We start from the raw sequence: 22,977 nt of genomic DNA, 5'->3' as shown, positions 1-22,977 counted from the left end.
GGCATGACGGTCTTGGTGATCGGCGGCAGCGGGTTCCTGGGGACGGAACTGGTGCGCCAGGCAACGGCGGCGGGCCGGGAGACGGTCGCGACGTTCTGTTCCCGACCCGGCCGCCTGCCCGGGGTCTCCTGGCGCCGGCTGGACCTGCGCGCCCCCGGGGACATCGACGAGGCGCTGGCCGCGGTCGCCCCGCGGGTCGTCGTCAACGCGACGAGCGGGCAGGGCGATTGGGCGGTCACCGCCGACGGTGCGATCCGCGTGGCGCTGGCGGCGGCGCGGCGCGGTTGCCGGTTGGTCCACGTCTCCAGCGACGCCGTGTTCTCCGGCGCCCGGGTCCACTACGACGAGGGGTGCCGGCCGGATCCGGTCACGCCCTACGGCGCGGCGAAGGCGGCCGCGGAGAGCGCCGTTCGGCTGCTGGTGCCGGACGCCGTGGTGGCCCGCACCTCGTTGATCATCGGGGACGGCGGGTCCGTCCACGAGCGGCTGGTGCACACGGTGGCCGCCGGGGAGCGCGGCGGCGTGCTGTTCACCGACGAGGTCCGCTGCCCGGTGCACGTCCGGGACCTGGCCGCGGCCCTGTGGGAACTGGCCGCGTCCGAGCGGGCCGGGGTCTGCCACCTGGGCGGGGCGGACGCCCTCAGCCGGCACGAGCTCGGCGTGCTGATCGCCCGGCGCGACGGCCTCGACCCGGACCAGCTGGCCGCCGGTCGGCGCGCCGACTCCGCCCTGCCCGGTGCCCTCGACGTCCGGCTGGACAGCCGCGCCACCCGGCGGCGGTTGCGGACCAGGCTGCGCGGCGCCCGGGAGTTCCTGCGGAACCAGTAGCCGGACCGCCCGTCGAATTTTTCTCAACTCCCCGTCGAAAACTCCTCGTTCGCCTTTCTCCTGGGTGCTCGGAATACTCGGTTCCACGAGGTCACGTTCCTCCCCGCAATGCGGGATCGATGAGTCTGGAGCACCCGTGAACCACCCCGTCGACTACGACGCCATTTCCGTCAAGACGCCCGCCGAGATAGCCCTGTTGCGGACCGCCGGCGCCCTCGCGGCCCAGGTGTTGCAGGACCTCACGCCCTACGTCAAGCCCGGTGTCAGCTCCCAGCGGATCAATGACATCGCCCATGACCTCATCGTCGAGAAGTACGGCGCGGAGATCGACCGCGAGGACCTGTCCGGATATGACTCCAGTGCCTACGCGGCCATTTCGATCGCTCATAACGAGGTCGCGTTCAGCGGCGAGCCGAGCGGAATTCCGTTGAAGAAGGGGGATCTCTTCGGGGTCGATGTGAGCCTCAGGAAGAACGGCTGGTGCGGCGATACGCAGCGGATGTGGATCGTGGGCGAGGAGAGCACCGCCGAGGCCCGGCTGCTGACCGCCGTCGGCTACCAGGCGATGTGCCTGGGCATCAGCCTGGTCCGCCCGGGCGCCCGGCTCCAGGACATCGCCCGTCAGGTCCAGGCGTACGTCGAGTCGTTCGGCTTCTCGATGCTGCGGGTGGACAGCGCCACCGGGCACTCGATCGGTCGGGTCCACGCCGACGGCTGGCTGATCCCGTACTACGAGGACCCGCGCAACGAGGGCCGCGTCCTGGAGAAGGGCATGGTCCTCACCGTCGAGCCGTTCCTCTGCGCGGGCAGCGGTGCGGGGATGCGGCTGTCCAACGCGACGCGCTCGGCGGTCACCGCGGACTCGTCGCTGGCCGTCTACTGGGAGCACGTGGTGGCCGTCACCGACTCCGGCTGCGAGGTGCTCGATCTGCGGGACGGCGAGGACGTCACCTTCTACGACCACCGTCGGCCACGCTGAGCGGCTCAGGATGCCGCGGCGAGCTGCGTCCGGAGCCAGTGGTGGAACGCCTCGATCGCGGCCGCCCGGGGATGGTCCTCGCGCCAACTGAGGAAGTAGTCGAGGTCGGCGGGGATCTCGACGTCGCCGATCCGCACCAGCTCGCCGCGGCCCAGGTAGGCGTCGGCCATCTGACGGCGCACCATGGCCACGCCCTGCCCGGCCAGCGCCGCGCGCAGCAGGGCCTCCGCGTCGGCGTAGCGCACCCCGCGGGCGGGTTCGTCCGCGTCGAGACCGGCCGCGGCGAAGAACTCCTGCCAGGAGCGCGGCGCGAAGCGCAGCAGCGGCGCCCGCGGCAGCGTCTCGATGCTCAACCCCGGGTGGCGGGCGTACAGTTCGGGGCTGCACACGGCGATGACGCGGTCCTCCAGCAGGCGCACCGAGCGGTGGTCGTGGGCCTCGATCCGGCGGTGCCAGATGCCCAGGTCGACCGAGCGCGGATCGGGTGGGGCCAGGCCGGTGTGCAGCCGCAGCGACAGCTCGATCTCCGGGTGCGCGCGGGCCAGGTCGTCGAGGCGCGGGATGAGCCACACGGTGGCGAAGTCGGCCATCACGCTCAGCTCCAGGGGTGCCGGCGCCGCAACGCCCGTCCCGGCGGCCTCGGTCAGGGCGTCGACGAGGTCGCCGAGGCTCCGCCGCAACCGGTCCGCGAGGCGCGCGCAGGCCGGGGTCGGCAGCATCTGCGTACCGGACCGCGTGAAGAGGGGCACCCCGAGCTGCGCTTCGAGCTGGCGGAGCTGGTGGCTGACGGCGCTGTGGGTGAGGTGCAGTTCGCGGGCGGCCAGGGTGTAGCTGCGCAGCCGCGCCGCGGCCTCCAGGGAGCGCAGGGCGGCGAGGCCGGGCAACGACCGTGCGTCTATGCTCCGCTGCGCCTTCCCTGCCGTGCGTCGGTGTGGTCTGCCGGGCGGCGGGTTACCGTCTCCCCGCCCGAAACCTACCGGGTGGGGCGCGGTGTCCCGGTCCCGCCCCGGAAACTCACCGGCGCGGCAGCAGCGCCCCCGCGGCCAGCGCCACCGCCGCCAAGACGCCGACGGCGCACAGCGCGCCGGAGCCCGCCGCGACGATCAGCAGCCCCACCATGATGACCGCGCGCGGGCCGAAGCGGGAAACCGTCCGCGGCGAGAGGTAGTTGAGCATGGCGGTGGCCGCCGCCATCGGCACGAACATCAGCCCGGCCGACAGCGCCGACTGGCCCCGCTGCTGTTGGAAGAAGAGACTGAGCACGAACACCCCGCCGTAGAAGGCGGCGTTGGTGGCGAAGCCCGCGACGACCGGCACGGCGACGCCGCGCAGCCGGAACAGCCCCAGCGGCAGCATCGGCGCGCGCCGCCGCGCCTCGACGGCCGCGAAACCGGCCGCGGAGACCACCGCGACGCCGGCCGCGACCAGCACGGTGCCGGTGGGCCCGCGGTGCCCGCCCTCGATCACCGCGAAGGTCAGCCCGGCCAGCGCAAGCACCGCCGTCGCCTGCCCGGGCAGGTCGAACGCCGCGCGGTACCGCGGGGAGGGCGCCGTCCGCAGCAGGATCAGCCACGTGGCCACCCCTACCGGCGCGTTGAGGGCGAACACCGCCCGCCAGGTCCAGGTCGTGGTGAGCAGCCCGCCCAGGACGGGCCCGGCGGCGATGGCCACCGCGCCACCGAGCGTCCACAGCGCGACCCCGCGCGCCCGCGCGCCCGGGTCGGGGAACGCCTGCCGGATCAGCGCCAGCGAGGCGGGCACCATCACCGCCGCCGCGCTGCCCTGCACGACGCGCGCCGCGGTCAGCGCCCCGAGCGTCGGCGCCACCCCGCAGGCCAGCGAGGCGAGGGTGAAGCCGGCCAGCCCCCAGCCGTACGCGCGCCGCGCGCCCACCGCGTCCGAGAGCGCGCCGGCGGAGAGCATCAGCGCGGCGAACATCAACGTGTAGGCGTCGGCGACCCATTGCAGTCCGGCCAGCGAACCGCCCAACTCCCGCCCCACGGCGGGCAGCGCGACGTTGACGCCGGAGACGTCGACGGTGATGACGAAGAAGCCGAGCACGCCGGCGACCAGGGCCGCGACGACCGAGCCCGGCCCTCCCGGGGTCCCCGCCTCCCCCTCAACTCCGGTGCCCGCAAAGGCTCGTATCCCACTCATCGTGCGCCGCTCCTCACCGTTCCGCCGGCCCCTCGTCCCGCCGTGCGGTGGCCCTGCCCGCGCACGGCGCCTTCACACGCCGGATCCGGACAGCAGCCTGCGCGCCCGGTCCGGTGTCCGGCAGACCGGGCGGTGCGGGGGAGCGCCGTGCCTGGCCCTGATACGGCCCCCCACCGCGCGCCCCGCCTTGCGACAATGGCCGGATGAGCCAAGGCACGGAGTTGGGCCGCTTCCTGCGGGCCCGCCGCGGGCTGATCCGCCCGCGGGACGTGGGGCTGCCCGCCGGTACGGGCATCCGCCGCACGCCGGGGCTGCGCCGCGAGGAGTTGGCGACGCTGGCCGGCGTCAGCGTCGACTACTACACGCGGTTGGAGCGCGGCCGGGAGACCCGCCCCTCGCCCGCCGTGATCGCCGCGCTCGGCCGGGCACTCCGCCTCTCGCCCGAGGCGCTCCACCGCCTGCACGAGCTGGCCGCGCTCGCCGCGGGCCAGGCACCCCCGCCACCGTCGGACCCGGGTGGGTCGCGCGCGGTCCGCGCGTCGGTGCGCGCCCTGTTGGAGTCGCTGCGCCCGCACCCGGCGTGCGTCGTGGGCCGCGCCAACGACCTGCTGGCCGCCAACCGCCCCGGCCTGCGGCTCTTCCCCGGCATCACGGACTGGCCGCCGGAGCGCCGCAACCTCACCCGCTACATGTTCCTGCACCCCATGGGCCGCCGGCTCTACCGTGACTGGGAGGAGATGGCCGGGCACAGCGTGGCCCATCTGCGGGCGATGGCCGGCGCCGACCCGGACAGGCCGGAACTGGCCCAGCTCGTCGGCGAACTCGTCGTCGGGAGCCCGGAGTTCGCCCGCCTGTGGGAGCGGTACGAGGTGCGGTTGCGCGGCGGCGGGCAGAAGCACTTCCACCACCCGGAGGTCGGATCGATGTGCCTGAGCTTCGAGGTGATGGAGATCTTCCGCACCGACGGCCAGCGCCTGGTCACGTACCAGGCATCGCCGGGCACCCCGGACCACGACGCGATGGTGCTGCTGGACATGGCCAGTCCCGCCGAGAGCGCGCCCGCCGAGGAGGCCGGGCGGTAGCCGCCGCCCGCCGGGCGTACGCTGCCCCCACCACCGACGGCAGGAGGCCCATGCACGGCGACCAGGCAACCATCCGCAGGATCCTCACCGAACTCGGGGACACCTGGGCGATCGTGGGACTGTCCGCGAACCGGCAGCGCGACGCGTACCACGTCGCGGAGGTGCTCCAGGGCTACGGCAAGCGGATCGTGCCGGTGCACCCCAAGGCCGAGACGGTGCACGGCGCGGAGGGCTACCCGTCCCTGGCCGACGTGCCGTTCCCGGTCGACGTCGTCGACGTGTTCGTCCGCAGCGAGCTGGCCGGGGACGTCGCCGCCCGGGCGGTGACGATCGGTGCCCGGGCCGTCTGGTTCCAGCTCGGCGTCACCGACGACGAGGCGTACCGGCGCACCCGGGCCGCCGGTCTCGACATGGTGATGGACCGCTGTCCGGCCATCGAGATTCCCCGTTTGGGGTGAGCGCCGGGTGCGCTAGCGTGCCGGTCATGATCACACCACGTGCCGCGGGCCCTGGGGACGCCGTCGAGCTGGTCCGGCTGCGCCGGCTGATGTACCTGGCGATGAACGGGCGGGACGAGCCCGGGAGTTGGGAGCGGGCCGCGGAGGCGGTGGCCCGCCGGCAACTGGCCGGGCCGGACGGCCGGATGGTCGGCTTCGTGGTGGAGGCGGACGGGGTCGGGGACACCACCGGGGCGGCCGGGCCGCGGCTGGCGGCGTGCGCGCTCGGCTCGATCGACGAGCGGCTGCCGTCGCCGGTGCACCCCACGGGCCGGCGCGGCTTCGTCTTCAACGTCTGCACCGATCCCCGCTACCGCGGCCGGGGTTACGCCCGGGCGACCACCGAGGCGCTGCTGGGGTGGTTCGCGGAGCAGGGCATCGGCCGGGTCGATCTGCACGCCACGGACGACGCCGAGGGGCTCTACCGCAGCCTGGGGTTCACCGAGCACGCCACGCCGCTCTCGTTGGACCTGCGGCGGTGGCGCGAGGCGCGGGCCGGCTGACCGGCCGGCGGGGAGGTCAGCCGGCGCCCAGTCCCTCCAGGACCGTGGCGCCGGGCAGTTCGGTCAGCGCCTTGCCGGGCACGATGAGCTTGCCGCGGCGGCTGCCGCTGCCGATCAGGACGTAGGGGGCGTCGGCGACCGCGGCGTCCACCAACAGCGGCCAGTCCGCGGGCAGGCCGACCGGGGTGATGCCGCCGTACTCCATGCCGCTCCCGCCGACCGCGGTGTCCATCGGCGCGAACGACGCCTTGCGGGCGCCCAGATGGCGACGGACCACGCCGTTGACGTCGACGCGGGTGGTGGAGAGCACCACGCAGCCGGCGAGCGTGACCTCGCCGCCGCGCTTGCCGGCCACCACGACGCAGTTCGCGGACTGTTGAAGCAGCCACTGGCCGTAGTGGGCGACGAGGCGTTCGGTGTCCGCGATGGCCGGGTCGGTGTCGACGAAGCGGAACTCCTCGACGGGGACGGAACCGCGCCAGGCGCGCAGCGCGGCGGCGACCGGTTCGGGCAGCAGGTCCAGGCACTCGGTGGCGGGCCGGACCACGTCGAAGGCATCCATCGGCACGGGCATGCCGCCAAGTTAGCAGTCGCCGCCCGGCCGGTGGGCCGCCGGAGCGAGCGGCCGCGGCGCTACCCCTGCGCCTTCTCCCACTCCCCCAGGGCCAGCAGTTGCTCGGGGGTGACGCCTTCCGGGATGGGCACCGGCGCCGGCGTCCGCAGCGGCGGCCGCCAGCCCTCGCCGGGCTCCCAGCGGCGGACGATCCGGGCGGGCGCCCCCGCCACCACCGCGTGGTCCGGGACCTCCCCGCGGACCACCGACCCGGCCGCCACCACCACGTTCCGCCCCAACCGGGCGCCGGGGAGGATCACCGCGCCGGTCCCGATCCAACCGCCCGGCCCGATGGCGACCGGCGCGCTGCGCGGCCACTGCTTCCCGACCGGCGTCTCGGGGTCGTCGTAACTGTGGTTGGTGGTGGTGACGTAGACGCCGGGGCCGAAGAAGCAGTCGTCGCCGATGGTCAGCCGGACGTCCGCGATCACATGGCTGCCGCGGCCCAGCACCACGCCGTTGCCGAGCGTCAGGATCGGGTCCGGGCCGAGGTCCAGGTCCGGCATCATGCCGGCGGTGAGGGTGACGTCCTGGCCGATGACGCAGTGCTCGCCCATCTCGATCCAGGGGTCGCCGAAGATCGTGCCCTGCGGGAACGCCAGCCGGGTGCCGGTGCCGATCCGGCGGAAGCGGTACGGGCCGGGGCGCTCGACCGTGACGGCCGCGGCCCGGCGCACCCAGTGCGCCCCGCGGTGGACGGCCCGCGACACCGCGCGGCGCCGCCAGGCCGTCAGGGACGAGAACACGTTCTTGTCTATCGGCACCCGCTCACGGTACTCAGCGCGCCCGGCCGCCGACCGCGCACCGGGCTGTGATCTTCGCCCCACCGGCAACCGCCCCCGCCACCGGGCCACCTGGTCGTCTACGGTGCTGGTGGCGCGGCACCCGAGAGGCGAGGAGAAGCGCAGATGGCAGAGCGGGCAGTGATCGCGGCGGTGGGCGGCGAGGCGCCGAGCATCGACCCCGGGGCGTACACCGCGCCCACCTCCGTCGTCGTCGGCGACGTGACGTTGGCCGCCGGTGCGAGCGTCTGGTACCACGCCGTGCTGCGCGCCGACTGCGGCCCCATCGTGCTCGGCGCCGACAGCAACATCCAGGACAACTGCACGGTGCACGTGGACCCGGGCTTCCCGGTGACGGTCGGCGAGCGGGTCTCGGTCGGCCACAACGCGGTGCTGCACGGCTGCACCGTGGAGGACGACGTACTGGTCGGCATGGGCGCCACGGTGCTGAACGGCGCGCACATCGGGGCGGGTTCGCTGATCGCGGCCCAGGCGCTGGTGCCGCAGGGGATGCGGGTGCCGCCGGGCTCGCTGGTCGCCGGCGTGCCGGCCAAGGTCAAGCGCGAACTGACCGCGGAGGAGCGGGAGTCCATCAAGCTCAACTCCGCGATGTACCTGGAACTGGTCGCCCGGCACCGTGCGGCGGTCCCGGTCACCGAGGGCGGCGAGGATGCCGGTCGGGGCGGCGGGGCCGGGGACTGACGGTCCCGGTCGTGCGGCGGTGCGGCCTGGTCAGGGCCGCACCGACGGAGTCCGCTGTCCCCCTGCTACGGGCGGGGGTTCAGCCCCGCCGGGCCTGCTGGGCGGCGCTCAGCGCGGACGAGAGCAGCTCCGCGTCGAAGAGCGTGGCGTCCGCCAGGCGGTTGGCGTTCCCGTAGGCGTTCATCATCAGCTTGGCGGTGCGCAGCGCCGTGGGCGACCGGCGGACCAGCGGCTTGGTCCAGCGGGTCACAGCGGCGTCCAACGCGTCCTCGGGGACGACGGTGTGCAGGATCGACAGCTCCGCGGCCCTCTCAGCGTCGAAATCGGCCCCGGTGAGCATCAGTTCACGCACTTTGGCTGCGCCGGCCTCGTGCAGCAGTCGGGGCAGGGAACCGCCCCAGGCCGGCGGCATGCCGAGCGCCAGCTCCGGCATCCGGAAGCGGCAGGTGTCCGCCCCGGCCCGCAGGTCGCAGAAGAGTGCCAGCGCCAGCCCCGCCCCGATGACCCCGCCGTGCAGCCGGGCGATGGTGACCGTGGGGACGGTGGCGAGGGCGTCACAGACCCGGCGCGCCTTGCCCGCGAGCGTACGCAGCTCCGCGCCGCCCGGGTCGGCGGTCAGCAGTTCACCGAACTCCCGCCGGTCGCCCCCCAGACAGAAGTCGTTCCCGGCGCCGGAGAGCACCATCACGCGTATGTGGGGGTCGTCGTGCAACGTGCCCAGTACGGCCAAGAGTTCGTCCAGGAGCAGTCCGGAAACCGCGTTCCCTGCCCCCGGATCGTTCAACTCCACTCTCACCACCGACCCCTCGGTGAGCACTCTGAGGGCCTTGAAGTCTTCCATCACGGTGTGCTGTCTTCCTCGTTTCCCACCCGCCTGCGGCGGCCCGACATTTTTTCATCACGTTCCGACGACGCGCAGCTCCACGATCCGTCGGAACCCCACCCGCGGCGCGTACACCGGTGGGGCAGCGACCTGTAGGCCGGGCAACCGACGCAGCAGTGCGGACAGCAACGTGCTGGCCTCCAGCCGGGCCAGGGGCGCGCCGAGGCAGTAGTGGATGCCGCCGCTGAAGCTGAGGTGGCTCGCCTTGCGCCGGACGTCGAAGACCTCCGGGTCGACGAAGTGCGCCGGGTCGTGGTTGGCGACGCCGACCATAAGGTGGACCATCCGGTCCTTCTCGATGCGCGTACCACCGATGGTGAGGTCGTCGGGGGCGATCCGGCTGATGATGTGGTTCGGGGAGTCGTACCGCAGGACCTCCTCCACCGCGTCGGGTATGCACTCCTCATGGACGCGCAACCAACCGAGTTGGCGGGGGTGCTCCGACAGCAGCCACACCATGCTGGACAACAGGGTCGCCGTGGTCTCCGGGGCGGCCAGGAACACCAGGAGCGCCAGCAGGTACACGGTCTCGTCGACCGCCTCCCGGTCCGCTTCGAGCTCGTCCCAGGTGCGCAACCACTTCGAGACCGGGTCGTCACCGGGGAACTTCCGACGCTCCTGCACCAATGCCCGGAAGTAGAACTCCAATTGCACTGTGGCGGTATCCGAAAGTGCGAGTTGACTCGCAGAGGGCAGCAATTCCTGTGTGAATACCTGGTCGTGGGCCAGTGCCAGGAGCAACGGGTAGTCGCTCGGCGGCAATTGCAGCCATTCCCCGATGGAGCGCATCGGGAGCTCCTCACTCACCAGCGAGCTGAAATCCACCGGGCCGTCCCGCAGTTCGTCGGTGAGCCGATCGAGAAGGCGCTCGGCATGTGCCTCGATGGAATGCGTAATGCTAGCCACACATTTCCGGTCGAACATATTCCCCAAGGACCGCCGCATCCGGGTGTGATGGGGCGGGTTGAGCGCCGGCAGAGTACGCCCCATCTCGCTGGACGAGGGCGAATCCCAGCGGGTGCCACCCCCCTGACGTGCCCGCCAGGCACTGTCCGGAACCCGCCACGCCCGGTCCCGGAGGATGCGGTCACAGAGGTCGTAGGAGTTGATCAGGTACCCGCCCCAGGGGGCTGGCACGACATCACCCATTGCCCTGAGTTCGGAGTAGATGGGCAATGGATTTGACTGTCCGCTCGCCTTCCGCAAACGCGAGAAGAGCGAAACCACCGCACGCCGGTCAACGGTCCGAGAGGCCAGGGCGGGCTCCACGGCAACTCCCTTTCAGAAGATCATGTAGGACGCAACACCCCTATCTACCCCTACCATTGAACATTCATACGATGCACGCATGATCGACTTCGTTGTGAACGTCACATCTTCCACCACGACAGAAACCCGCTCCACCAGCTACTCTTTCGAGATTTGCCGGAAGTCTGCTCCTGCTTGGCAATGGCACCGGCCCCCGCCGGAGCCGGCATCGGCCCGGCTTGACGCCCCTCAACCCGTACGGGCGTGAAGCGCGCCGGCAGCGCGTTCAGCGCCCGGTGAAAGGGGCCCGGCCGCCAGATCAGACTCTCGTCAGGCACCCCGAGTTCGATATCGGGCAGCGTGTTGAGCAGCTTCTCGATGGCCAGCACCGAGATCAGCAGCGCCGGATCCTTCGCCGGACAGGCGTGCGGGCCGGCACCCCAGGCCAGATGCGCCCGTTTGCTCAGCGTCTGCCGGCCGACCGAGAGGCCCGGGTCGGTGTTGGCAGAGGCGAAGCTGATGAGCACGGGGCTGCCGGCGGGCAGCTTGCTGCCGGCCACCTCGATGTCCTGAACGGGGTAGTGCGTGGCGTAGTTGGCGATCGGCGGGCTGTTCCACAGCACGTCGTGGACGGCATCGTCGACCGGCAGGCCGGCCGAGTGCTGACCGCCCGCGTACCGCTCGTCGCACAGCATCAGCCGCAGCGCGCTGGATATGAGGTTCTGCATCGGCTCCGCGCCGGCGCCGATCAGCATCACCAACTGGTGGATCATCTCCTCGTCGGAGAGCTGCGAGGAGTGCTGCATCAGCCACGAGGTGACGTCATCGGCCGGGTTGGCGCGCTTGAGGGCGACCAGCTCCAACAGCGACTCGGTCAGAGTCTCGTTGGCCTTCTCCGCGTCGATGCCGTCGAAGATGCCGGAGAAGCCGAACACCAGCCGGTCACCGATCTCGGGCGGGCAGCCGAAGAGGTCGTTGAAGACCAACAGCGGCAGCCATCGGGCATAGTCGGCGACCAAGTCGGCCTTGCCGTGTCCGCTGAACTGCTCGATCAGGTACTTGGCGACCCGGTCGACGTGCCGCCCCACACGGTGCATGTCCAGCCGACCGAGGCTGTCGGTCACCGCCTGCCGCAGCCTCAAGTGGTCGGCCCCGTCGGAGAACATGCTGTTCGGCCGGTACATCATCATCGGAAGCACGGGGCTGTCCAGGGGCACCCGGCCCTCGTTGAGCGCCCGCCAGCGACGCGGGTCGCGGGCGAAGGCGTCCGGGTTCTGGAGGATCTGCAGCGCCGTCCCGTAGTCGGTGACGAGCTCCGCCTCGACGCCGGGGGCCAGTTCGACCGGGGCGGTCGGGCCGTGTTGCCGCAGCTTTTCGTAGACCGTGTGCGGAGCAGCGGCGAATTCCGGACCGTGCAGGGACGTTCCCTTGCCGTCGGCATGTGCCGGGCAACCCGGCGGCGGAGTCTCGAATTCCGAACGTGATTGCATGGATCAGCTCCTAGTTGAGACGGGACTGGAGATAGCGGACCAGCGTGATCAGGCAATCCGCCGACGATTTCTGGTCACGCGCATCGCAATTGACCACCGGCGTCTCCGGGAGCAGGTCGAGCGCCTCACGGATCTCGTCGAGCGCATGGTCCGGAGTGCCGTCGAAGCGGTTCACGGCGATGGCGTACGGGATGCCGTACTGCTCCACCAGGTCCATGACAGGGAAGGACTCCTGAAGACGCTGCGGGTCGACCAGGATCAGCGCCCCGAGCGCCCCGCGCGTCATGTCCTCCCACACCTGAACGAAGCGCTGCTGGCCGGGGGTTCCGAACAGGTACAGGACCAGCCGCTCGCTCAGCGTCAAGCGGCCGAAATCCATCGCGACCGTCGTGGTGGTCTTCTCCGGCACCGCGCGAAGATCGTCAATTCCCGCGCTGGCCTGCGTCATGACCTCTTCGGTGCGCAGCGGCGGAATCTCCGACATGGTGCCGATGAACGTGGTCTTGCCCACCGCGAAGTGCCCGACGACCAGGATCTTCGCGGCGGTCTGCACGGAATTCCGCAGATACACGCCGTCAGCCGAAGCGAGCCTGGAGCCCATTCAGCACCTCCTCAAGGATTTGCCGTTCGACAAGCTGAGCGCTGGGGATGGGCGCGCGCACATAGAGATGGCCCTCCTCCGTGAGATCGAACACCAGAATTTTGACGACGCCCACCGGCAGACCGGTGTGCCCGGCTATCTCGGCGATCGACAGGAAACCCCCGGCACACAGCTCCAACAGCCGCTGCTTCTCCGGGTCGAGCGGCGTGGTCCGGGGCGGCTCCTGAGCGATGGTGACCAGCGTCAGCAACGAGAAGGCGTTGTCGTCGACGAGGTCCCGGCCGTTGGTGATGACGTACGGCCGTACCAATTCCGCTGCTTCGTGTACCAGTTCCGGCTCGTCATCGGTGCTCATGGTTGGATATCGGCCCTCTCCCGCGGCGGGCTGGTCAGCGCCTTGCCGAGCTGACCGACCAACTGCTGCATCCGGAAGGAGATTTCCGCCATGTCGACGTCGGGCGACGCCGAGACCGCAAGATAGGCACCCTCACCGGCCGAGATGAGGAAGACCCAGCCGTGGTCGAACTCCACCAGCGTCTGCCGCCATTGCGGCCGCCCGTTGGACCCGCCACCGTTGCAGAAGTCGGCGACCGTGCGGCTCAGCGACTGCATTCCGCTCATGGCGGCGGCCACGGTATCCGCGTGGTCCCGGCCGACCCCCTTCGAACGGGCCATCAACAGCCCGTCGGCGGAAACGAGAATGGCATGCTGCGCTTCGGGCAACTCCAGAGCACTGTCAAGCATCCACGACAGATCGTAGTTCACGGAACCTCATGCCCTTCATTGCTTGCTTGGGTGGAACGACGGCCCGACTGCGTACCGCGCTGGAATGCGCCCATCGCGGACGCCGTTCGGGCACTGTCGCGAGCCGGGGTAGGAGTGCTCTCGTCCTCCGACGGCACGATCGATATCGCGCCGCGGCGACGGCGCTTGGGCAGACCGCCGGCGGTCGTCTCGGCTACGGCCGGGCGGCCGGCGTCCTCGTCCGGGAGGCCGCTCTCGGCCACCGCCCGGTGCCGTCCCGGGGCCGCGGCGCCCTGTTGACCAGGGGGATTCTCGGGCGGCAACGGGATGGACGCGGCCACGGCGGGACCCTCCTCAGGTTCGTGCAGGGACGTGAGCAGCTCGTCGGGGAGCAGGACGACCGCGCGCACACCGCCGTACGGCGAGGTGGAGTCGACCGACACCGTGAAGCCGTAGCGCGCGGCGAGCACACCGATGACGGTGAATCCGAACTGCGGCGGATTACCGAGACTGGAAACGCTGGCCGAAGTGCCGCCGGAAAGGAGCTGGCCGGCCCGGGCCTTTTCCTCCTCGTTCATGCCGACACCGGCGTCGTCGACGATGATGCAGACGCCCTTGGGTACCGGGCGGATATTGATCTCGATCGCCGTCTCCGGCGCCGAATAACTGGTGGCGTTGTCCAGCAGTTCGGCGAGGACCAGCGCGACCGGTTCCACGGCGCGGCTGACGATGGCGAAATTGCTCTGCGACCGGATCTCGACCCGGGTGAAATGACGAATACGACCCTTGGCGCTGCGGACCACGTCGTAGAGTGAAGCATCGTTTCGCCTACGGCCGAGCCAACCGTCGCAGAGCACGGCGATGGACTGGGCCCGACGCGCGAACTGCGAGTTCATGTGGTCGATATCCAGCAGGTCCTGCAGGATCTTATGCTCGCCGTACGTCTCCTGGATTTTGGAGATCGTCAACTGCTGTTCGCTCGCCAGGCCCTGGAGGGTCCGCATGGCGGTCTTCAGGGTGTTCTTGGTGGCTTCCTCGGCACGCTCCTTGGCCTCCTCCACGGCCTCCGAGTAGTGCTCCTCCAGCTGCGCGTAGTGCTGCTTCAGCTCAAGTTTTTCTTTCCTCAGCTCCGAAATCTTCTTCCGACCACGAATGATCGCGGTTGCGGCGACAGGTGTACCAGCGACCAAAGCCCACAGCGCTGGGTCCTGGAAGTATTGCGTCATAAGTCTCTCTTCGGACGACGAAGCCACCAGGTGCCGAATGTCCGGCTGCCGTACGGATGTTCACGCGCGGCCACCAGACAATAGACGATCGGCCGCGCACGGTCGCCTGCCAGAATGCCTCTGAGGGCCCGGCTGATGACATAGCTCTCCCCGGGGTGGCGTTTATCTCAGGCCGATGCGCGGAATTCCCATTTGCCATAGCAGGTGACTACCCGGTTGGCAAGTGCGATGATCTTAGCATCACGGCATAGGCCACGGTCCAACAGTGAACTGCAACCTTCTGCAACCTGACGGAGATTCAACACGTCGCACCTTTGGGGCTATTGGCTCTTGACGTCCGCCTCGTACGCAACCGTTCGTATCTCTTCCTGACGGTCCGTTAGCGCATAGGGACCAGAAAGTAACGGACACAATGCACCCGCGAATCCGCGGGCGGGATCGGGGGGAGCAGGAGTCGGGGGAGGGGAGGCGAGGAGGCGGCCTGTCGCGCCGGTGCGACGTACCCGCGATGCAGCGCGCCCGCGCGCCCTCGATGACGCGCGGGCGTCGGGTACCCGAGCTTGGGGCGGGCGACCGGTGCCGGTATCCGGGAACGGTCAACGGGCCGCTCGCCGGGGTCGGCGACGGCCCAACTGACCGCGATCCGCGGGGAGTCGGCGTCGGCGTCCGCCGTCAGGGGGCGACCGGTAGCACCCCTCGCCCCGTCGTCACGTCGCCCGTCACACCGAAGGCGCCGCCACCGGCCCCTGCAGCTGCTCGCTGATCCAGTGCAGCGATTCGGGCATTCGCTGGATGTAGGTGTGACCGCTGTGCACGCCGTCCGGTATCTCGAAGAGCGTGGAGTGGATCGGCCCGCGGGCCCCGTCGGTGAAGCCGCGGACGAAGCGCTTCACGTCGGGCACCGCGTCCTCCTTGCTGCCGAGTTCGAAGGCGAGGTAGACCTGCGGCCCGCCGCGCGCGGCCAGTTGGCGTGCCAGGTGCCGCGGGTCGTTGGCCAGCTTCTCGGCCGGGTACCCCTTCCACAGCGGCGAATCCGGCGCGGTGTCGGGGCCGTTGACGATCGCCGCCTTGAACCGCTGCGGCTCCTTGAGCACCGCCTTCAGCGCCGCGAACCCGCCCGACGAGGACCCCATGAAGGCCCAGCCGTCCCGCGACGCGTACGTACGGAAGTTGGCCCGGGCGAAGTCCGGCACGTCCCGGGTCAGCCAGCTCCCCATCCTCGGCTGGCCGGGGATGTCACTGCCGTCGTAGTACGTCTTGCGCGGGTTGAGCACCGGCATCACCAGGATGAACGGCAGCGTCTTGCCCTGGTCCGCCCACTGCGCGAGCCGCTCCTCCAGTGCGAACGGCGCGTCCGCCCAGTAGTTGGACGGGAACCCCCAGGCCCCGGGCAGCGCGATCAGCACCGGGAAGCCGCTCCGGGCGTACTTGGGCTGGTTGTACTGCGGCGGCACCCAGGTCCAGATGTCGCCGGTGTAACCGGAGGCGCGGCCGTGCCACTTGGTGTGCGTCACCCGGGTCCCGTCGTCACCGGTCGTGCGGTAGGTGGTGAACACCGAGCGGGGGCCCTGCGGGAACATCGTCCGCGGCTTGCCGTTGCGGGTGTCCGCGGTGCGCGCCCGCAGCTTCGGGACGTTCGACGCGTCGACGACGTCCTGGCTCGGCCCGCCGCATCCGGCCAGCAGCCCCAGGGCCACCACACTCACCGCAGCTCTGACGCGCAGGGACTTCATCGGGTCGTTCTCCTCAAGGCACTTGGGGCCGGCCGAGCACCGCGGCGGCACCGCGCATCCGGTCGAAAGGCACCACTGTAAGAGCGCCGGGTCCGCCGCCGGACGCCGACCCCGTCCTTCGTGACCTGGGGTTTACCGTTCCGTGTCACCGTGAAGACGAACCCGCCCCGTCAAACGCACCGCCCGCGTTTCCCCCTAACGGTGAAGCACATCCGCTGTCTGCCCGGCGGTCGGTTCTGGCATCGTGGGTCGCTCCTAGGGAAGTGCGCGGCGCTGTGCCGTGGTTGGGGATGACCGATGACCGCGTGGGCCGAACACGGGCCGCTGCCCGACGTCGTGGGCCGGGCGGCCGAGCACGAGCAGTTGGCCGGGCTGCTCGACGGGGCCGCGCCGATCACGCTCACCGGACCGGCCGGCGTCGGCAAGAGCCTGCTGGCCCGGGCCGTCCTCGAAGAACGCACCGCCGACCGCCCGGACGCCGTCGTCCGGATCGCCTGCTGGGAGGGGTTGGCGGCGGACGGCCTCCTCGGCGCCCTGCTCGACGCGGCCGGCCTCCCGCCCCGGTCCACCCCCGAACGGCTCGCCGCCCACTGCCACACCCATCGGGCGATCGTCCTCCTCGACGACTGCGACCCGCTGGTGGACGCCTGCGCGGCCCTGGTCCGGCGGCTGCTGCGGGCCGCGCCGGCGCCGCGCATCGTGGCGACGGCCCGCCGCCCCCTAGGGCTGTCCTCGGAACGCGTCATCGCGCTCGCCCCGCTCCCGGTGACGCTGGGCGAGGGCAGCGCCGGACCGGCCGTCGAACTCCTGGCTTCCCACACCGGCCCGGCCGCCCCGGCGCTGCTGGTCGCGGTCTGCCGGGCCCTGGAGGGCTGTCCGCTCGCGATCGGACTGGCCGCCCACCAACTGAACCGCATGACGCTGCCCCAACTGGCCGCCCGTCTCAAGACGGAGGGCCCCCTGCACTACTCGGGCCCCTCCCGCATCCTCCGCCACACCTCCCTCCACGCCGCGCACGCCGCCGGCTACGCCCTGTGCTCCCCTCTGGACCGCCGCGTCTGGGCCCGACTCTCGGTGCTCCCCGGGGACTTCGACCCCTGGTTGGCGGGGTGCGTCTGCACCAGCAGTGACGTTCCTTCGGCTGCCGTCGACGGCGCCCTGGAGCGCCTGTGCACCGCCTCCGTCCTCGAACGCGTACGGGACGCCAGAACCGCCCTCGACACCGGGGCCGCCCGGCCGCCCCGCTACCGACTGCCGCGCGGCGCCCGGGAGTTCGGCCGGGCCCGACTGCGCGAGGCGGGCGACGAGGCCGGCGCGCTGCGCCGGTTCCGCCAGGCGTGCGCGGCCCTCGCGGCCGAGGCCCAGATCACCTGGCAGGGCACCGGCCAGCGCCTCGCGGTCCGCCTCGTCGAGGACGAACGGCACCACTTCGACGCGGCGCTGACCCGCCCCCCGTTGGACGCCGAAGACGCCCTCGGCGCCCTGGAGATCGCGGTTTCCCTGTGGTTCCACTGGGCCGCCTGCGGCTACCGCCACGAGGGCCGCGCCCACCTGGACCGCCTCCTCCTGCTCACCCCGGAGGACACCGCACTACGGGCCCGCGCCCTCTGGCTCGCCGGCTACCTCGCTGCCCAGGAGAACGCCCCCGACGCCGCCGAACCCCTGCTCGCCCGGGCCTGGACGGCGGCCGTGCTGCACGCCGACGCCGACGGCCTGGCCCGGATCGCGCACGCCCACGGGGTGCTGGCCCTCTACCGCGAGGACAGCGCCACCGCCGTGGCCTGCCTGGAGGAGGCCGCCCAACACGCCTCCCACGACCCGTGGTTCGGCCCCGGCCCCGCCCACAGCTGGGCCCTGCTCGCCATCGCGCTCGCCCCGCTCGACGCCACCCGGGCCAGAGCCGCGACCCGCCACGCCTGGGAGACCCGCCACGCCGACAGCGACTTCTGGCTCCACTCCACGATCCTCTACGCCCACGCGCTGATCGAACGCGCCCACGGCGACCCGGCCACCGCCCTCCGGGCCTGCCGCAGGGCCCTGGTGGCCAAGAAGTTGATCGGCGACCCGCTGTTCATCACGGGCGCCCGTACCCTGCTCGCCGGCCTGCGCCAAGGGCTCCGCACCGGCGCCCCGCACCGCCCGCCCGGCACCACCGAGCCCCGCTGGTGGCGCCGCGGCACCGCCGGCCCTCACCGCCAACCGTTCTTCTCCCGCCTGCGCACGGGCCCGTGAAGACCTGCGGGGCGCACGGGCTCGGGCCCCCTCGCACCGTACGTGACGCGACGACTCCGGTCGGGATGCACGGCCCCCGGGCCCGTCGCATCCTGGAGTAATGAAGCGCGCCCCCGTGATCGTGCATCCGCCGTCCACCGGCGGCCGCCGCGTCACGCTGCACGGACAGGACCTCGGCCGCGCCCTGCGCCCCGGCGACGTGGCCGCGATCCTGCGCCGGGCCGGCTTCCCCACCACCCGCTTCGGCTGGGACGACACCGGCCTCATCGAGTGGCGCGCCGGCGGACCGGACACCTGGCTGATGCCCTGACGCCCTCACGGCACGACTGCACGACCGCACAACGCAACGGTCCGGACCTCCCGTTCACACAGGACGTCCGGACCGTTGCGTTCGTCGTCGGCCGTGGCCGTGGACTCAGTCGACCGGGGACGCGGCCACCGGCGACTTCGTCGCCTGCGCCGCCTCACGCTTCGCCGCGGCCTTCTTCGCCCGGTACTTCATCAGCAGGAACGACCCGATGCCGAAGAGCACCGCGGCGACCAGGCCCCACACCGAGAATCGCTTGAGCCAGGGCTCGGCGACGAGGCCGACGGTGTAGATCAGCGCGGTGGTACCACCGGCCCAGATGATGCCGCCGAGGACGTTGGCGATCAGGAACTTCCAGTACGGCATCTTCAGCACGCCCGCCAGCGGCCCGGCGAAGATCCGCAGCAGCGCGATGAAGCGGCCGAAGAAGACCGCCCACATGCCCCACCGGTCGAACTTCTCCTCGGCCATGGCGACATGGTCCGGCCCGAAGTGCTTGGGGAACTTCCGGCCGGCCCAGTCCAGCAGCGGCTGGCCGCCCTTGCGCCCGATCAGGTAACCGATGGAGTCACCGACGATCGCGCCCACCGTGGCGCAGGCGCCCAGCACGTACGGGTTGATGTGGTCCTGGGTCGCAGCCAGGATCGACGCGCTGACGAGGACGATCTCGCCCGGGAGCGGAATGCCCAGGCTCTCCAGCCCGATCACCAACCCCACGAGGAGGTAGACGCTCACGGCGGGTACCGTCGCCAGCCACTCCTGGATGTGCAAGGCCGATTCCTCCGCTGATCGAGGGCCCCCGTGGGCCGGTGTCGGTGCCGCGGGCACCGATCGGTCGTTTCCCCTGACGCGCCGTACCAGCGCGTCCGGGAAGCGTACTCGATCGAACCACCCGGACCACGATTCCGATCGCACGCGGGTGCATTCCGGAGGCACGCGGTGAGAACGGGCCGGTGCGGGCCCCGGGCTCCCCACGAAACCGCAGGTCACCAGCGGAACCGAGGCCGCTCACCGCGCACTTGGCAGGGGCCGATGCGCTTCACTCGGCGGAGGCGTGCGAACCGCTCCCGCTCACTTGCCGGGGTCGTTGGGACGCAGCGTCCACACGATCGTCATCTCGCCTGTGACCGCACCGTCCTTGTCACGGGTGATCTCGACCCGCACCGGGAACTCCGGGCGCTCGCCGGCGTCCAGCTCGGCGATCACCTCGGCGATCGGGCGCCCCAGCCGAGCGGTGGCGGTGATCGCCCCCATGGCCAGCTTCTTGTAGCCGATCTCCGCGCCGACGGCCAACGGGACGGCACGGCCGAGCTGATCGCCGAAGGCCGTCATGACGATCGCGCCGCTCGCCGACTCGGCGAGGGTGAACATCGCGCCGGCGTGCGGCCCCTGGACATGGTTGTGGAAGTCGGGCTGGTCGGGCATGCGGACCACGGCGCGCTCGGCGGTGGTCTCCGTGAACTCCAGGTTCAGGGTGCGGACCATCGGCACGGATGCCGCCATCATGTCGCCGATCGACGGCAGGGAGTCTGAGGACATGGCGCCATGTTACCTAGCGGTAGCTTAGCTGGGAAGCCCCACATCACCACGCCCACCAGTCCCCTCCCCACCCCCACTCTCCTGCCGAAAACCGCGTGTCCCCCCTCCCCAACTCCCCATATCCTCAACGTCCATGACACAACGGGGGCCCGCCGACCACACCCACCGACCACACCGAGCGGCGCGCCACACCCGACCCACCCCACATGTCCCCGCTCTCCCGCCCCCGAGGACGAACCCCTCCCACCGGGCGCCGACCCGAAAGGTCCGCCCCTGATGGCGGCGGCCCGACCCCCGTGGGCAGGGCGCAACTTCGTCCTGCTGAGCGCCGCCACCGTGATCGCCGGCCTCGGCAACAACGGCGCGACGATCGCCACCTCGTTCGCCGTCCTCGACGCGGGCGGCTCCGCGGCCGACGTCGGACTGGTCGCCGCCGCCCGCACGGTCCCGCTCATCCTGTTCCTGCTGATCGGGGGTGCGGTCGCCGACCGGCTCCCCCGACACCGCGTGATGGTCGCGGCGAACAGCGTCAACTGCGTCTCCCAGGGCGCGTTCGCGCTGGTCGTCCTCTCCGGGACGGCACGCCTGTGGGAGATGGTGCTGCTGGCGGCGCTCGGCGGCACCGGGCAGGCGTTCTTCGCGCCGGCCTCCGAGGGCATGGTGCTCGCCAGCGTCTCCGGCGAACAGGCCGGCCGCGCCTTCGCGGTGTTCCGGATCGGCGTGAACGGCGCGGCCATCGGCGGTTCCGCACTCGGCGGCGCCCTGGCGGCCACCGTCGGCCCGGGGTGGGTGCTGGCGGTGGACTCCGCCGCCTTCGCCGTCGCCGGGGCGCTGCGCGCGTTCCTCGACGTCAGCGGCGTCCCGCAGCGGACCGCGAGCGGCGGAATGCTCGACGACCTGCGGGACGGCTGGCGGGAGGTCGTGTCCCGGCCATGGCTCTGGGCGATCGTGGTGCAGTTCTCCGTCGTCAACGCCATGATGATCACGGTGCAGTCGGTCTACGGGCCGCTGGTCGCCGAGGAACACCTGGGCGGCGCCGGCCCCTGGGGCCTGGCACTGGCCGCCTTCGGCGCCGGCACCGCCGCCGGCGCCCTCCTGATGACGCGCCTCAGACCGCGCCGCATCCTCCTGGCCGGCACGCTCGGCGTCTTCCCGTCCGCCCTGCCGGCCGCCGCGCTCGCCGTCCCGGTGCCGGCCGGCTGGCTCCCCCCGATCCTGTTCTGCACCGGGATCTCGATCGAGGTCTTCGCGGTGACCTGGATGATGGCCCTCCACCAGGAGATCCCCGAGGAGAAGTTCTCCCGCGTCTCCTCGTACGACTGGCTCGGCTCCCTGGCGATGGTCCCGGTCGCCACCGCGCTGGCCGGCCCGACCCAGGACCTGATCGGCCGCCCCGCCGCCCTGTGGTCCTGCGCCACCCTGATCGCCCTCCTCACGGCCGCCGTCCTCTTCCTCCCCGACGTCCGCCACCTCACCCTCCGCCCAACCCTCACCCCCAAAGCCCCCACCCCTCCCAACACCCCACCCCAGCCCGAAAACCCCCACCACCGCACGAGCAACACCCCCGCGCAAGGCCCGGGAACACCTCAACGCAAAGCGGGGAACTAATCACTCTCCGTAATCGTTGCCGAGAAAGAGGAAGGGAGGCAAGGGAGGCACCACGGCGGCAAGGCAAGACCACGGAGGTGAATCGGTAGGCGGGAACGAGGTCGGTAGGCGAGAACGACAGCCGAGAACGGACGATCAGGAACGACAGCGGCGGGGCGACCGACCAGGTCGGTGCGCGACGGAAGCTCCGCGGGACGGGATCTCCGCAGGGCGGCACCGGGCAGCCGCCGCCAACTGCCCACCACTCAGCCGACACTGAACGTGCCCTCCGGCGGTACAGGGGACGGCAGCGCTTCGGTATCAGGCACCGTGCGGGCACCGGCGATCAAGCGCCGCAGCGCCGCCCCGTGCTCAACCCGGGCGGGAAAGGCGTCGGCCGCCGCCCGTCGAGCCAACCCCGCGACAGGCAACTCGGCCTGGGAGGCGAGCAGTACGGCGTTGCCGAAGCGACGACCGCGCAGCACCGACGGCTCGGCGATGAGCGCGAGGTGCGCGAACACCGCCGCGAAGTTGGCGAGTTGGCGACGCAGGAAGTCGAACGGCGCACTGTCGGCGAGGTTCGCGGCGTAGCAACCGTGGGGGCGCAGGGCGCGGGCGGCGGCCTCCGCGTACTCGACGGAGGTCAACTGGGCGGGCACGCGGGAACCGCTGAAGACGTCCCCGACGATCACGTCGACGCCACCCTCCGGCGCCGCCTCCAGTGCCTCTCGGGCGTCCTGCGCGTGCAGTTGGATCCCGGAGTCGTCCGGCAGCGGAAGGTGCTCCGCCACCAGGGCGAGCAGGCCGCGGTCCGCGTCGACCACGTCCTGCCGGGAGTGCGGGCGGGCCACGGCGAGGTAGCGGGGCAGCGTCAACGCGCCGCCGCCCAGGTGCAGCACGTCCAGCGGCTCGCCCGGAGGCGCGGCCTCGTCCAGGACGTGCGCGAGCCTACGGACGTACTCGAACTCCAGGTGGGTGGGTGCGTCGAGGTCCACGTACGACTGCGGTGCGCCGTCCACCGTGAGCAGCCAAGCGCGGGGGCGGTCGACGTCGGGGAGGAGTTTGGCGGTGCCGTGGTCGACGGCGCGGGTGACGGGGATCGGGTCCTCGGCCGATGCGATCGCGGGGGATGGAGCGGTCGAGGATGCCGAGAGCGTCGAGGCGACTTCCGATCCCGGGGCGGCCTGGTGCGCTTCCGGGATGCCGGACTCCTGGACATCGGGCGCGTCAGTGGCCGTTGGTTC

The 22,977-nt window shown here is 71.6% G+C and carries 24 protein-coding genes; 9 read left to right on the top strand and 15 right to left on the bottom strand.

Going from position 1 to position 22,977, the window contains the following annotated elements; genetic code table 11:
- The first annotated feature begins 3 nt into the window (after window positions 1-3).
- Window positions 4-828 (top strand): SDR family oxidoreductase, encoded by an 825-nt coding sequence (locus tag ACIQU6_RS09340; protein ID WP_403481024.1) that lies wholly within the window; start codon window positions 4-6, stop codon window positions 826-828.
- 136 nt (window positions 829-964) lie between these two features.
- A complete protein-coding gene (locus ACIQU6_RS09335) occupies window positions 965-1,807 on the top strand; it encodes a M24 family metallopeptidase (protein WP_403481023.1) in 843 nt (280 codons plus the stop codon).
- A gap of 5 nt (window positions 1,808-1,812) precedes the next feature.
- Here the strand turns inward: ACIQU6_RS09335 and ACIQU6_RS09330 are convergent, their stop codons facing one another.
- Window positions 1,813-2,691, bottom strand: coding sequence for a LysR substrate-binding domain-containing protein (locus ACIQU6_RS09330; RefSeq protein ID WP_403481022.1), 879 nt, complete (start codon window positions 2,689-2,691; stop codon window positions 1,813-1,815).
- Between the two features lie 130 nt (window positions 2,692-2,821).
- Window positions 2,822-3,964, bottom strand: a complete 1,143-nt coding sequence (locus ACIQU6_RS09325) for an MFS transporter (RefSeq protein ID WP_403481021.1) — start codon at window positions 3,962-3,964, stop codon at window positions 2,822-2,824.
- 203 nt (window positions 3,965-4,167) lie between these two features.
- Between ACIQU6_RS09325 and ACIQU6_RS09320 the strand changes: the two genes are divergently transcribed.
- Genes ACIQU6_RS09320 through ACIQU6_RS09310 form a run of 3 tightly spaced genes read left to right on the top strand, consistent with a single transcriptional unit; the run spans window position 4,168 to window position 6,046 of the window.
- Window positions 4,168-5,046, top strand: a complete 879-nt coding sequence (locus ACIQU6_RS09320; protein WP_403481020.1) for a helix-turn-helix domain-containing protein — start codon at window positions 4,168-4,170, stop codon at window positions 5,044-5,046.
- A 50-nt stretch (window positions 5,047-5,096) separates the two neighbouring features.
- Window positions 5,097-5,504, top strand: coding sequence for a CoA-binding protein (locus ACIQU6_RS09315; RefSeq protein WP_403481019.1), 408 nt, complete (start codon window positions 5,097-5,099; stop codon window positions 5,502-5,504).
- Window positions 5,505-5,530: 26 nt separating this feature from the next.
- Window positions 5,531-6,046 (top strand): GNAT family N-acetyltransferase, encoded by a 516-nt coding sequence (locus ACIQU6_RS09310; RefSeq protein ID WP_403481018.1) that lies wholly within the window; start codon window positions 5,531-5,533, stop codon window positions 6,044-6,046.
- 16 nt (window positions 6,047-6,062) lie between these two features.
- On the opposite strand, the gene ACIQU6_RS09305 is transcribed toward ACIQU6_RS09310, so the two are convergent.
- Window positions 6,063-6,620 (bottom strand): YbaK/EbsC family protein, encoded by a 558-nt coding sequence (locus ACIQU6_RS09305; RefSeq protein ID WP_403481017.1) that lies wholly within the window; start codon window positions 6,618-6,620, stop codon window positions 6,063-6,065.
- A 59-nt stretch (window positions 6,621-6,679) separates the two neighbouring features.
- Entirely contained in the window at window positions 6,680-7,423 is a 744-nt protein-coding gene (locus ACIQU6_RS09300; protein WP_403481016.1) for an acyltransferase, read from the bottom strand.
- A 144-nt stretch (window positions 7,424-7,567) separates the two neighbouring features.
- Between ACIQU6_RS09300 and ACIQU6_RS09295 the strand changes: the two genes are divergently transcribed.
- On the top strand, window positions 7,568-8,143 hold the full coding sequence (locus tag ACIQU6_RS09295; protein WP_403481015.1) for a gamma carbonic anhydrase family protein: 576 nt from the start codon (window positions 7,568-7,570) through the stop codon (window positions 8,141-8,143).
- A gap of 79 nt (window positions 8,144-8,222) precedes the next feature.
- Here ACIQU6_RS09295 and ACIQU6_RS09290 read toward each other — a convergent pair whose 3' ends face one another.
- From ACIQU6_RS09290 to ACIQU6_RS09255, 8 genes are all read right to left on the bottom strand, one after another.
- Window positions 8,223-8,987, bottom strand: a complete 765-nt coding sequence (locus ACIQU6_RS09290) for an enoyl-CoA hydratase/isomerase family protein (protein WP_403481014.1) — start codon at window positions 8,985-8,987, stop codon at window positions 8,223-8,225.
- A gap of 54 nt (window positions 8,988-9,041) precedes the next feature.
- Window positions 9,042-9,932 carry a cytochrome P450 gene (locus tag ACIQU6_RS09285; protein ID WP_403481013.1) on the bottom strand — a complete coding sequence of 297 codons (891 nt, stop codon included), beginning with the start codon at window positions 9,930-9,932 and terminating at the stop codon, window positions 9,042-9,044.
- Window positions 9,933-10,396: 464 nt separating this feature from the next.
- Window positions 10,397-11,764: a cytochrome P450 gene (locus ACIQU6_RS09280; RefSeq protein WP_403481012.1), complete on the bottom strand. Its 1,368-nt coding sequence runs from the start codon at window positions 11,762-11,764 to the stop codon at window positions 10,397-10,399.
- 10 nt (window positions 11,765-11,774) lie between these two features.
- Window positions 11,775-12,365, bottom strand: coding sequence for an ATP/GTP-binding protein (locus ACIQU6_RS09275; protein WP_274911964.1), 591 nt, complete (start codon window positions 12,363-12,365; stop codon window positions 11,775-11,777).
- Window positions 12,340-12,720: a DUF742 domain-containing protein gene (locus ACIQU6_RS09270; protein ID WP_403481011.1), complete on the bottom strand. Its 381-nt coding sequence runs from the start codon at window positions 12,718-12,720 to the stop codon at window positions 12,340-12,342. Before ACIQU6_RS09270 ends, ACIQU6_RS09275 begins: the two co-directional genes overlap by 26 nt.
- Window positions 12,717-13,130, bottom strand: coding sequence for a roadblock/LC7 domain-containing protein (locus tag ACIQU6_RS09265; RefSeq protein ID WP_403481010.1), 414 nt, complete (start codon window positions 13,128-13,130; stop codon window positions 12,717-12,719). Before ACIQU6_RS09265 ends, ACIQU6_RS09270 begins: the two co-directional genes overlap by 4 nt.
- Window positions 13,127-14,335: an ATP-binding protein gene (locus tag ACIQU6_RS09260; RefSeq protein ID WP_403481009.1), complete on the bottom strand. Its 1,209-nt coding sequence runs from the start codon at window positions 14,333-14,335 to the stop codon at window positions 13,127-13,129. Before ACIQU6_RS09260 ends, ACIQU6_RS09265 begins: the two co-directional genes overlap by 4 nt.
- Window positions 14,336-15,054: 719 nt before the next feature.
- A complete protein-coding gene (locus ACIQU6_RS09255) occupies window positions 15,055-16,068 on the bottom strand; it encodes an alpha/beta hydrolase (RefSeq protein WP_403481008.1) in 1,014 nt (337 codons plus the stop codon).
- 297 nt (window positions 16,069-16,365) lie between these two features.
- On the opposite strand from ACIQU6_RS09255, the gene ACIQU6_RS09250 reads away from it, so the two are divergent.
- Window positions 16,366-18,300 carry an ATP-binding protein gene (locus ACIQU6_RS09250; protein ID WP_403481007.1) on the top strand — a complete coding sequence of 645 codons (1,935 nt, stop codon included), beginning with the start codon at window positions 16,366-16,368 and terminating at the stop codon, window positions 18,298-18,300.
- Window positions 18,301-18,400: 100 nt separating this feature from the next.
- Entirely contained in the window at window positions 18,401-18,610 is a 210-nt protein-coding gene (locus ACIQU6_RS09245) for a hypothetical protein (RefSeq protein WP_274911970.1), read from the top strand.
- 105 nt (window positions 18,611-18,715) lie between these two features.
- Here the strand turns inward: ACIQU6_RS09245 and ACIQU6_RS09240 are convergent, their stop codons facing one another.
- Together ACIQU6_RS09240 and ACIQU6_RS09235 are read right to left on the bottom strand one after the other, a co-directional pair.
- The gene (locus tag ACIQU6_RS09240; protein ID WP_403481006.1) at window positions 18,716-19,378 is read right to left on the bottom strand and encodes a DedA family protein; all 663 of its coding nucleotides are present in this window, start codon (window positions 19,376-19,378) and stop codon (window positions 18,716-18,718) included.
- 300 nt (window positions 19,379-19,678) lie between these two features.
- Window positions 19,679-20,146: a DUF4442 domain-containing protein gene (locus ACIQU6_RS09235; protein ID WP_274911972.1), complete on the bottom strand. Its 468-nt coding sequence runs from the start codon at window positions 20,144-20,146 to the stop codon at window positions 19,679-19,681.
- Window positions 20,147-20,422: 276 nt separating this feature from the next.
- On the opposite strand from ACIQU6_RS09235, the gene ACIQU6_RS09230 reads away from it, so the two are divergent.
- Window positions 20,423-21,754 (top strand): MFS transporter, encoded by a 1,332-nt coding sequence (locus tag ACIQU6_RS09230; RefSeq protein ID WP_403481005.1) that lies wholly within the window; start codon window positions 20,423-20,425, stop codon window positions 21,752-21,754.
- A gap of 245 nt (window positions 21,755-21,999) precedes the next feature.
- Here the strand turns inward: ACIQU6_RS09230 and ACIQU6_RS09225 are convergent, their stop codons facing one another.
- Window positions 22,000-22,854, bottom strand: coding sequence for a spermidine synthase (locus tag ACIQU6_RS09225; RefSeq protein WP_403481098.1), 855 nt, complete (start codon window positions 22,852-22,854; stop codon window positions 22,000-22,002).
- Between the last annotated feature and the right edge of the window lie 123 nt (window positions 22,855-22,977).

Source organism: Streptomyces sp. NPDC090442 (genome assembly GCF_044769405.1).
Taxonomy (GTDB): domain Bacteria; phylum Actinomycetota; class Actinomycetes; order Streptomycetales; family Streptomycetaceae; genus Streptomyces.
Note: the sequence above shows the minus strand (reverse complement) of the source record. Positions and strands in the feature narration are given on the sequence as shown.